This window comes from Micromonospora sp. M51, assembly GCF_018070305.1.
In the GTDB taxonomy this organism is placed as follows: Bacteria; Actinomycetota; Actinomycetes; order Mycobacteriales; family Micromonosporaceae; genus Micromonospora; species Micromonospora parva.
The window spans coordinates 1-3,294 of record NZ_JAGPXZ010000687.1; the positions used below are offsets into that span (position 1 = coordinate 1).

Annotated in this window: 4 protein-coding genes; all 4 read left to right on the forward strand. The window is 70.9% G+C overall.

The annotated features are described in order from the left end of the window. The first annotated feature begins 157 nt into the window (after positions 1-157). A complete protein-coding gene (gene hppD / locus KBX53_RS27080; RefSeq protein WP_210862360.1) occupies positions 158-1,249 on the forward strand; it encodes a 4-hydroxyphenylpyruvate dioxygenase in 1,092 nt (363 codons plus the stop codon). Beyond that, complete coding sequence (locus tag KBX53_RS27085; protein ID WP_030333001.1) at positions 1,246-2,175, forward strand: phytanoyl-CoA dioxygenase family protein; 930 nt, start codon at positions 1,246-1,248, stop codon at positions 2,173-2,175. The genes hppD and KBX53_RS27085 overlap by 4 nt, the downstream gene beginning before the upstream one ends. A gap of 1 nt (position 2,176) precedes the next feature. After that, on the forward strand, positions 2,177-2,968 hold the full coding sequence (locus KBX53_RS27090) for a DUF3050 domain-containing protein (RefSeq protein WP_030333003.1): 792 nt from the start codon (positions 2,177-2,179) through the stop codon (positions 2,966-2,968). Next, a partial coding sequence (locus KBX53_RS27095) for a thiamine pyrophosphate-dependent enzyme (RefSeq protein ID WP_309140862.1) occupies positions 2,965-3,294 on the forward strand: 330 nt, incomplete at its 3' end. The genes KBX53_RS27090 and KBX53_RS27095, both read left to right, overlap by 4 nt.

A 3,294-nucleotide genomic window follows, 5' to 3' on the forward strand; every position in this document is an offset into this window, starting at 1 on the left:
GAGTACGCGGTCACCAACTCGTTCGGGTTCGGCGGCCAGAACGTGAGCCTGGTGCTGGCGCGCGTCGCCGAGCCGAGGGGGTGATCGAGGCGGCATCCCGGGCGGGCGCGCCCGGACGGCAACGCGGGGGGAACTGTGTGGGAGGGGTTTCAGGGGCATGGACATCAGTGGTATCGACCACATCGAACTCTACGTGGGGGACGCCCGGCAGGCGGCCTTCTACTTCAGCACCGCCGTCGGCTTCGAGATCTGTGGCCAGGGTGGCCCGGAGACCGGGCTGGAAGGGCAGCGTTCACTGCTGCTCTGCCACGGCGACATCCGACTGCTGCTCACCTCCGGTCTGAGCGCAGAGCATCCGGCGGCCCGGTACGTGCAGCGCCACGGTGACGGCATCGCTGTCGTCGCGGTCGGGGTCGACGACGTGTCGGCCGCGTACGCCGAGCTGGTGGGTCGGGGCGCGACCGGCGTGACGCCGCCGACCACCCGCACCGGCGCGGACGCCGAGGTGGTGATCGCCGAGGTGGACGGCTTCGCCGACGTGCGGCACCGGCTGGTGCAGCGCCGGGGCGACAAGGCTGAGTTCCTGCCCGGCGCCATCACCCCGGCGGCCTCGGCGAACGACAACCACCCGCCGGTGCTCGCCGAGATCGACCACCTGGCGGTCTGCGTGCCGCCCGGTCAGCTCGACGAGACGGTCCGGCACTTCGAGGCGCTGTTCGACTTCGCGCAGATCTTCGAGGAGCACATCGAGGTCGACGGGCAGGGGATGAACTCCAAGGTGGTGCAGAGCCCGTCCGGGCGGGTCACCGTGGTCCTGCTCGAACCGGACCGCACCCGGCGGCCGGGGCAGATCGACGCGTTCCTCGACCAGCACGCCGGTGGGGGAGTGCAGCACCTGGGGTTGCGCACCGAGGACATCGTCTCCGCCGTGGAGGCGCTGGGCCGGCGCGGGGTGCGCTTCGCCGGCACCCCGGCCAGCTACTACGACGCCCTGGAGGCGCGGGTCGGCCGGGTGGACGCCCCGCTGGACCGACTGCGCGAGCTGGGTGTGCTTGTCGACTCCGACCACGACGGTCAGCTGTTGCAGATCTTCGCCGAGTCGATGCACGTGCGCCGCACGCTCTTCCTGGAGCTGATCGAGCGGCGCGGCGCGCGGGGCTTCGGCAGCGGCAACATCAAGGCGCTCTACGAGGCCAAGGAGCGGGAACTGGCCGCCGTGGCGGCCACCCCACCGGGGGTGGGGGCATGACCGCTACGGAGTACGAGCCCACGCTGACCGCCGAGGAGCGGGAGCTGCTGCCGTCCGACGATGACGTGCGGCACTACGCCGAGCACGGCTGGTACCTGTCGAAGAAGATCTTCACCGACGACGAGGTGGACGCCCTCGCCGCCGCGGCGGCGCGCTACTACGACGGTGAGCGGGACCGCCGGCTTCCGGTACGCCCACCGAAGCTCGCCTACTGGGACCCGTCCAGGGGGCCGGTGCAGCGGCACAACGACTACGTCCACCACGAGCACGACGGGCTCGGCGCGATCCTGCGCAAACCGTTGATCGGCGCGGTCGCCGCCCGGCTGGCCCAGGCCGACGAGATCCGGGTCTTCCAGTCCACCCTGATCTACAAGCCGCCGATCGACGGGGAGCCCAGCAACATCGTGCCCTGGCACTTCGACAAGCACTACTGGGCGTCCTCGTCGTCGGAGAAGATGCTCACCGCGTTCATCCCCTTCCACGACTGCGGGGAGGAGATGGGCACCATCACCATGGTCGACGGCTCGCACCGGTGGAAGGAGATCGGCGCGGACGACACGGTGGTGCGACACTTCGCCGACCGGGACCGCAGCCAGCTGGAGGAGATGCTGGCCGAGAACGCCGCGTACAACGGCGCGGAGATCCGCAAGATCCCGATGGTGATCCCCAAGGGACACGTGAGTTTCCACCACTGCCGCACCTACCACGGCAGCGGCCCCAACGTCAGCGGTCGCCCCCGACAGGCGATCTCGCTGCACCTGCAGGACGGCGACAACGCCTGGCGGGAGTACCCGCTCTCCGACGGCACGCTCGCCGCGTACAACCACGACGTGCTGGTCCGCCGCACCCACGACGGGCGGCCGGACTACGCGGACCCCGACTACTGCCCGGTCATCTGGCGCCACCGCGCCCAGCAGGGAGGCTGACATGTCACGATACGACTGGGGTAGGACGCACCCGGGCATCGAGCGGTTGGAGCGGGCGGTGACCGACCGCCGCGACGCCGTGGTCAAGCACCCGCTCTACACCAACCTCGACACCCACCAGGCGCTCGTCACCTTCATGGAGCACCACGTCTTCGCGGTCTGGGACTTCATGTCCCTGCTGAAGTCGTTGCAGCGGCAGCTGACCTGCGTCAGCGTGCCGTGGATCCCCACCGGCCCGACCGGCAGTCGTCGCCTCATCAACGACATCGTCATGGTCGAGGAGAGCGACGAGCTGGGCGGCGGCTACATCAGCCACTTCGAGCTGTACGTGCGGGGCATGGCCGAGGCGGGCGCGGACACCACGGCGGTGAACGCCCTCATCGAGCTGCTGCGCGCCGGTCGTCCGGTCACCGAGGCGCTCACCGAGGCGGGGGTGCCCGCCGCGTCGGCGAGGTTCGCGGCGACCACCTGGCAGATCATCGAGTCGACCCCGGTGCACTGTCAGGCGGCGGCCTTCGCGTTCGGCCGGGAGGACCTGATCCCGGACATGTTCACCCAGGTCGTCTCGGTCAACGAGGTCAGCAACCGGCTGCACACGTTCGTCGACTACCTGGAACGCCACATCGAGGTCGACGGCGAACAGCACACCCCGATGGCCATGCAGATGCTCGCCGACCTGTGCGGCGACGACGACAGCAAGTGGCAGGAGTGCGCCGACACCGTCAACACCGCGCTGGCCGCTCGGGCCCGGCTCTGGGACGACATCCTCGCCGCCATCAAGGGGCCGGCGTGACCGACGCCGACAGGGTCCGGCTCTACCGCACGGTCCGGCTGATCCGCCGGTTCGAGGAACGGGCGGTGGAGCTGGTCCACGGCGGGCAGATCGTCGGCGGCATCCACCCGTACCTCGGCCAGGAGGGGGTCGCCGCCGGCGTCTGCGCGGCGCTGGGTGCCGACGACGTGCTCGCCGGCACCCACCGGGGGCACGGGCACGTGCTGGCGCGCGGCGCCGACCCGGCCCGGATGCTCGCCGAGCTGTGCGGCCGGGTCACCGGCCTCAACGCCGGCCGGGGCGGTTCGATGCACGCCGCCGACCTGAGCATCGGCGTGCTCGGCGCC